This is a genomic window from Streptomyces sp. NPDC058964, assembly GCF_042741275.1.
Classification (GTDB): Bacteria; Actinomycetota; Actinomycetes; order Streptomycetales; family Streptomycetaceae; genus Streptomyces.
In genome coordinates this window covers 1-6,533 of the sequence record NZ_JBHYKH010000507.1, presented here as the reverse complement: position 1 = coordinate 6,533, position 6,533 = coordinate 1, and the positions used below count along the sequence as shown (strand labels likewise).

The 6,533-nt window shown below is 70.2% G+C and carries 6 protein-coding genes; 5 read left to right on the top strand and 1 reads right to left on the bottom strand.

Going from position 1 to position 6,533, the window contains the following annotated elements:
* Nucleotides 1–113: 113 nt before the first annotated feature.
* Nucleotides 114–605, bottom strand: a complete 492-nt coding sequence (locus ACFW2E_RS38585) for an inorganic diphosphatase (RefSeq protein WP_384474238.1) — start codon at nt 603–605, stop codon at nt 114–116.
* Nucleotides 606–684: 79 nt separating this feature from the next.
* Here ACFW2E_RS38585 and dacB point away from each other — a divergent pair, with 79 nt between their 5' ends.
* The 5 genes from dacB to ACFW2E_RS38560 all read left to right on the top strand — a co-directional run.
* Nucleotides 685–2,334 carry a D-alanyl-D-alanine carboxypeptidase/D-alanyl-D-alanine-endopeptidase gene (gene dacB / locus ACFW2E_RS38580; RefSeq protein ID WP_384474235.1) on the top strand — a complete coding sequence of 550 codons (1,650 nt, stop codon included), beginning with the start codon at nt 685–687 and terminating at the stop codon, nt 2,332–2,334.
* A gap of 76 nt (nt 2,335–2,410) precedes the next feature.
* On the top strand, nt 2,411–3,535 hold the full coding sequence (locus ACFW2E_RS38575) for a zinc-dependent metalloprotease (protein WP_384474233.1): 1,125 nt from the start codon (nt 2,411–2,413) through the stop codon (nt 3,533–3,535).
* Nucleotides 3,536–3,728: 193 nt separating this feature from the next.
* Nucleotides 3,729–4,808, top strand: coding sequence for a tRNA lysidine(34) synthetase TilS (gene tilS / locus ACFW2E_RS38570; protein ID WP_384474230.1), 1,080 nt, complete (start codon nt 3,729–3,731; stop codon nt 4,806–4,808).
* 76 nt (nt 4,809–4,884) lie between these two features.
* The gene (gene hpt / locus ACFW2E_RS38565; protein WP_031487462.1) at nt 4,885–5,445 is read left to right on the top strand and encodes a hypoxanthine phosphoribosyltransferase; all 561 of its coding nucleotides are present in this window, start codon (nt 4,885–4,887) and stop codon (nt 5,443–5,445) included.
* A gap of 187 nt (nt 5,446–5,632) precedes the next feature.
* The coding region (locus ACFW2E_RS38560) for an ATP-dependent metallopeptidase FtsH/Yme1/Tma family protein (RefSeq protein ID WP_384474241.1) at nt 5,633–6,533 on the top strand (901 nt) is incomplete at its 3' end.

The window sequence follows — 6,533 nt, the reverse complement described above, 5'->3', positions numbered from 1 at the left end:
CGGGCGCCTGAGACATAAACACAGCGTGCTCCCACTCTTTTGCCCCCCCAAACGGGCTCGGGCCCGCGGGGGGGCGGGGGCGCCCCGTTACGGAAGGGATTCAGGAGGCGTGCTCAGTGGCCGCCCTGGTCCTTGAAACGCTTGTACGACCGCTCGATCTCCAGCTCGGCGTCCGTGCGGCCCACCCAGTTGGCACCCTCGACCGACTTGCCGGGCTCCAGGTCCTTGTAGACCTCGAAGAAGTGCTGGATCTCCAGACGGTCGAACTCCGACACGTGATGGATGTCGCGCAGGTGCTCCACCCGCGGGTCGGTGGCCGGCACGCACAGCAGCTTGTCGTCGCCGCCCGCCTCGTCCGTCATGCGGAACATGCCGATCGCGCGGCACTTGATCAGGCACCCCGGGAAGGTCGGCTCGTCCAGGATGACCAGCGCGTCCAGCGGGTCGCCGTCCTCGCCGAGGGTGTTCTCGACGAAGCCGTAGTCGGTCGGGTAGGCGGTCGAGGTGAAGAGACGACGGTCCAGGCGGATCCGACCGGTCTCGTGGTCCACCTCGTACTTGTTCCGCGAACCCTTCGGGATCTCGATCGTGACGTCGAACTCCACCGGTGGCTCCTCCATGATCAGCACATAGTTCTGGTGGTTAAGTGTCCCTCACGCAGGTGTGTGATCGCGAAAGGGGCTGGTGGTTGTGCCAGAACTGAGGCCTTGGCGCGCCGCGAGACCGCATGTGGAGCGGATCGCGGGTGCCGTACGTCCCCGTCTGGCACGGGCCGCGTCGACCGCGAAACCGCGGATCGCGCGGGTGCGGACCGTGGGACCGCGGCTGGTGGCCCTCGTACGGCCTTCCCGCTCGCCGTCCGTCAGGACCTGGCGGTACACCGCGGGCGCCGCCACCGCCGGGCTGGCGCTGGCCGCCGGTGTGGTGACCTCCGTCGGCCCCTGGACCGCCAACGGCCAGCGTACGGCCGAGCGGGACCGGGCCGCGGCACAGCAGCGGCCAGGTGGCGCAGATCACGGACGCGGCGCCGACACGGCGTCCCGCGCGCCCCGGCCCGCTCCGAGCGCCGCGGCCGTACTGACCGGCCTCGGCCCCACCACGAACACCGTGAACACCAAGAACGCCCCGCCCGCCGGAACGCCCCTCGCGGACGTCCTGGCCCCGCTCCTGGACGACCCGGCGCTGGGCAGCGCCCACGCCGCGGCGGTGGTCGACGTGGCCACGGGCAAGCGCCTGTACGGATCCGGCGCCGACACCGCGCTCACCCCCGCCTCCACCACGAAGATCGCCACCGCCGTCGCCGCCCTCTCCGCCCTCGGCGCCGACCACCGCTTCAGCACCCGGGCCGTCCTGGAGCCCGACACCAGGGAACTCGTCCTGGTCGGCGGCGGCGACCCGACGCTCACCGCCCACAAGAACGATGGGGGCACCGCCCTGTCGGAGCGAAGCCGAGAACTCGGGGGAGGCTGGGCGAGCCTGCGCACCCTGGCGGACGACACCGCCGCCGCCCTGAAGAAGCGCGGGGTCCGGGAGGTCACCCTCTCCTACGACACGACCCTGTACACCGGGCCCGCGCTCCACCCCATCGGCGCCAACGACAACCTCGCACCGGTCAGCGCCCTCATGGCCGACGAGGGCCGCACCGACGACTCGACCAGCGGTCCGGTCACCCGGGTGTCCGACCCGGCGGCGGACGCGGCCCGCAAGTTCGCCGGCTTCCTCGGCCAAGCCGGGATCAAGACCAGGACCCCCGGGCCCTCCAAGGCCACCAACCGCTCCACCACCCTCGCCGCCGTCGCCTCGCCCCCGCTGTCCACCCTGGTCGAACGCATGCTGACCAACAGCGACAACGACATCGCCGAGGCCCTGGCCCGCCAGACGGCCCTCGCGAGCGGCAGGAAGGCGGACTTCGCGGGCGGCGCGAGTGCGATCGCCGCCCGGCTCCAGAAGCTGGGCCTGCCGATGTCCGGAGCGCGGTTCCACGACGGCAGCGGCCTCAACCGCGAGGACAGACTGACGGCCGACCTGCTGACGGCCCTTCTCGTGGAGGCCGGTTCCGCGGAACACCCCGAACTCCGCCCGGTGCTCACCGGTCTTCCGGTCGCGGGCTTCACCGGAACCCTCAGCAGCCGCTACACGGACGGGGCGGCGGGCGTCGTACGGGCCAAGACCGGCACCCTGACGGGCGTAAACACCCTGGCCGGCACGGTGGTCGACCAGGACGGGCGCCTTCTGGCCTTCGCCTTCCTGGCCTCGGACACGACGAGCCCACTGGACGCCCAGGCGGCACTCGACAGGACCGCGACGGCACTGGCGGGGTGCGGCTGCGGGTAGGCGGCGCGGGGCGCGCCGGGCTCGCCGACCTCCGTACGGCCTGCCCCAAGTGCGAACGCTCACGTACGGTTGACGCATGACGAGCATCGGTGGCACGGAGATGGTCGACTGGAATCTCGCGGTGGCGACCGCGACCCGGCTCGTGCGGCCGGGCCCCGAGGTGAGCCGCGACGAGGCCCGGGCCGTCGTCGCGGAGCTGCGCCGCCACGCCAAGGCCTCGGAGGAGCACGTCAGGGGCTTCACCCGGCTGGGCAGCGACCACACCAACGACACCCCTGTGCTCGTCGTCGACCGGCCCGGCTGGGTCCGGGCGAACGTCGCCGGGTTCCGGGAGATCCTCAAACCGCTGCTCGACAAGATGCAGGAGCGGCGCGGCGGCACACCGGGCGGCGCGGTCCTCGGCGCCGTGGGCGGCAAGGTCACCGGCGTCGAACTCGGCATGCTGCTGTCGTTCCTGGCTTCCCGCGTCCTCGGGCAGTACGAGACCTTCGCCCCCGCCAGCCGCGAACTCCCGGCGGGCGAGAACGGCGGCGGCCGGCTGCTGCTCGTAGCGCCGAACATCGTCCACGTGGAGCGCGAACTCGACGTGGAGCCCCATGACTTCCGCCTGTGGGTGTGCCTGCACGAGGAGACGCACCGCACGCAGTTCACCGCCGTGCCCTGGCTGCGCGACCACCTTGAGGGTGAAATCCAGTCTTTCTTGGCGGAGACCGACGTCGACCCCATGACCGTCCTCGAACGCGTCCGCGAAGCCGCCCAGTCGCTCGCCGGAGGCAGGCCCGAGGCCGAGGAGGACGACGGCGGCCGCTCCTTCGTGGAACTCGTGCAGACGCCGGCCCAGCGCGAGATCCTCGGCCGCCTCACCGCCGTGATGTCCCTCCTGGAGGGACACGCCGACTTCGTCATGGACGGGGTCGGCCCGGAGGTCGTACCGTCCGTCGCGGAGATCCGGGAGAAGTTCCAGCAGCGCCGCGCCAAGGGCGCCTCGCGGCTGGACATGACCTTGCGCAGGCTGCTGGGCCTGGATGCCAAGCTCAGGCAGTACCGGGACGGCGAACGCTTCGTACGGGCCGTGGCCGACCAGGTCGGCATGGACGGCTTCAACCGTGTGTGGACTTCTCCGAACACCCTGCCGACGAAGGCGGAGATCGCCAAACCGGCGGACTGGATCGCGCGGGTGCACCGCAGGCCGGAGTCGTGAACCGCGTGAAAGAGGCGTGAAACGAATCCGGCCGACGGCAGGCGAACGCCCCTCCAATCACCCGTCCGAGGGACCGTGAGCCATGGGTAGGCGTGCAATGCTCGGGGAACGGCCCGGTTCTGTCACCATCTACACACTCTGAGTGACCGAGGCTCGGGCTCACCCCCCGACAACTTCATGAAGGGAACCGGACATGGGTCCCCATCCTGCGGTCGCGGCGATACGCCTGGCGGTCCGCCGCGTCCTCCACGACATCCTCACCGACCACAACTCCCCGCACCCCGACTCCCCGCACCCCGACTCCCCGCACGTCGGCTCACGGGCCGCCGACGGCTGGAGCGGCACGTACGAGCGTTCCCCGTCCCCGCTCGTGCTCGTCGCCTGCTCCGGTGGCGCCGACTCCATGGCGCTCGCCTCCGCCCTCGCCTTCGAGGCGCCCAAGCTCGGCATCCGCGCCGGCGGCATCACCGTCGACCACGGTCTCCAGCCCGGCTCCGACCTCCGCGCCGACGAGGTCGTCCTGAGGCTGCGCGAACTCGGCCTCGACCCGGTCGAGGCCATCGCCGTCACCGTGGGCCGCGAAGGCGGACCCGAAGCCGCCGCCCGTGACGCCCGCTACGCCGCCCTCGACGACGCGGCCTTGCGGCACGGCGCCACCGCGATCCTGCTCGGCCACACCCGCGACGACCAGGCCGAAACCGTCCTGCTCGGCCTCGCCCGCGGCTCCGGCATCCGCTCCCTGTCCGGAATGGCCGCGGTCTCGGGGGCCGACGGCCGCTACCGCCGCCCCTTCCTCCAGGTCGACCGGCAGACCGCCCGCAAGGCCTGCATGGTCCAGTCGCTCCCGGTCTGGGACGACCCCCACAACGCCGACCCGGCCTACACGCGCTCCCGGCTCCGCCACGAGGGCCTGCCCGCCCTGGAGAAGGCGCTCGGCAAGGGCGTCGTCGAGGCACTCGCGCGCACCGCCCAGCTCTCCCGCGACGACGCCGACGCCCTCGACGCGTGGGCCAGCCAGGCCGAGTCCTCCGTGCGCGACGACGCCGGTCTCCTGGAGTGCGCCAAGCTCTACGCCCTGCCGCCCGCCGTACGCCGTCGTATCCTGCGCCGCGCCGCCATCCGGGCAGGCGCTCCGGCCGGCTCGCTGTTCGCCCGTCACATCGAGGAAGTCGACCGGTTGATCACCGGCTGGCGGGGCCAGAAGGCCATCAATCTCCCGGGCAAAGTCGTCGCCCAGCGACAGGGTGGCAGACTGGTGATCCGGCAAGGCTGAATCCGGACCCTCCCACCGGACCCGGCAAACGGGTCATCACGGTGGCCCGGACCGGCCGGTGGGACGACCGAAAGTGATGCGGGTGGACGCGAAAGACATGGGTGCCGACCTCAAGCAGGTGCTCATCACCAAGGAAGAGATCGACGCGAAGCTGGCCGAGCTGGCCGCGAAGATCGACGCTGAGTACGAGGGCAAGGACCTGCTGATCGTCGGTGTCCTCAAGGGCGCGGTCATGGTCATGGCCGACCTGGCGAGGGCGCTGTCCACCCCCGTCACGATGGACTGGATGGCCGTGTCGTCGTACGGCGCGGGCACCCAGTCCTCCGGCGTGGTGCGGATCCTCAAGGACCTCGACACCGACATCAAGGGCAAGCACGTCCTGATCGTCGAGGACATCATCGACTCCGGACTGACCCTGTCCTGGCTGCTGTCGAACCTCGGCTCGCGCGAGCCGGAGTCGCTCAAGGTGTGCACGCTGCTGCGCAAGCCGGACGCCGCCAAGGTCGCCATCGACGTGGAGTGGGTCGGCTTCGACATCCCCAACGAGTTCGTCGTGGGCTACGGCCTCGACTACGCCGAGAAGTACCGGAACCTCCCGTTCGTCGGTACGCTCGCGCCTCACGTCTACGGCGGCTGAGCCCCGTAGGGCCCAGTCTCGTAAGACGATCGGGAACCCCAGCGGGTTTCGCGCCGTTGGAGCATGCAGAGACGGGATTGACAGCAGTCCTGTGCGGCTTCGCGCAACAATGCTGGGGTACCGTCAGAAGAACTGTCTTATCAAACTCACTATGGCAGGAGGGACGGGGCGGCACCGCTCCGTATGGATGGACGTGAAGCGATACTTCCGTGGGCCGGTCATGTGGATCGTGCTGGCCGTCCTTGCCGTGGTCGTGTTGATGCAGGTCGTCGGCTCGTCCGGCGGCTACAAGACGGTGGACACCGGCCAGGTCGTGGCGGCGATCAACGACAACAAGGTTCAGTCGGCCAAGCTCACCACCGGTGACGAGCAGACCGTCAAGGTCACGCTCAAGGACGGCGTGAAGGTCGACGGCAGCTCGAAGATCCAGGCGAGCTACATCGGCGACCAGGGCGTGGCCATCGCCGGCACGCTGCAGACCAAGTACCAGGACAAGCAGATCCCCGACGGTTACACCGTCTCCCCGACGAAGCAGAACGCCTTCGTCGGAGTCCTGCTCTCCCTGCTCCCCTTCGTCCTCATCGTGGTCGTCTTCCTGTTCCTGATGAACCAGATGCAGGGCGGCGGCTCCCGGGTCATGAACTTCGGCAAGTCCAAGGCCAAGCTCATCACCAAGGACACCCCGAAGACGACCTTCTCGGACGTTGCGGGATGCGACGAGGCCGTCGAGGAGCTCCACGAGATCAAGGAGTTCCTGCAGGAGCCGGCCAAGTTCCAGGCCGTCGGCGCCAAGATCCCCAAGGGCGTGCTGCTGTACGGCCGTCCCGGTACCGGCAAGACGCTGCTCGCGCGCGCCGTCGCCGGCGAGGCGGGAGTCCCCTTCTACTCGATCTCCGGTTCCGACTTCGTCGAGATGTTCGTCGGTGTCGGTGCCTCCCGGGTCCGTGACCTGTTCGAGCAGGCCAAGGCGAACGCCCCGGCGATCGTCTTCGTCGACGAGATCGACGCGGTCGGCCGCCACCGCGGCGCCGGCCTCGGCGGGGGGGGCGTTGTAACAAAAACCAGCCCCCCCAACAATGAAACAACGC

What these genes read in the sequence shown, in the direction of transcription:
- ACFW2E_RS38575 (WP_384474233.1), top strand. Translation starts at nt 2,411, where the DNA reads ATGACGAGCATCGGTGGCACGGAGATGGTCGACTGGAATCTCGCGGTG.
- tilS (WP_384474230.1), top strand. Translation starts at nt 3,729, where the DNA reads ATGGGTCCCCATCCTGCGGTCGCGGCGATACGCCTGGCGGTCCGCCGC.
- hpt (WP_031487462.1), top strand. Translation starts at nt 4,885, where the DNA reads ATGCGGGTGGACGCGAAAGACATGGGTGCCGACCTCAAGCAGGTGCTC.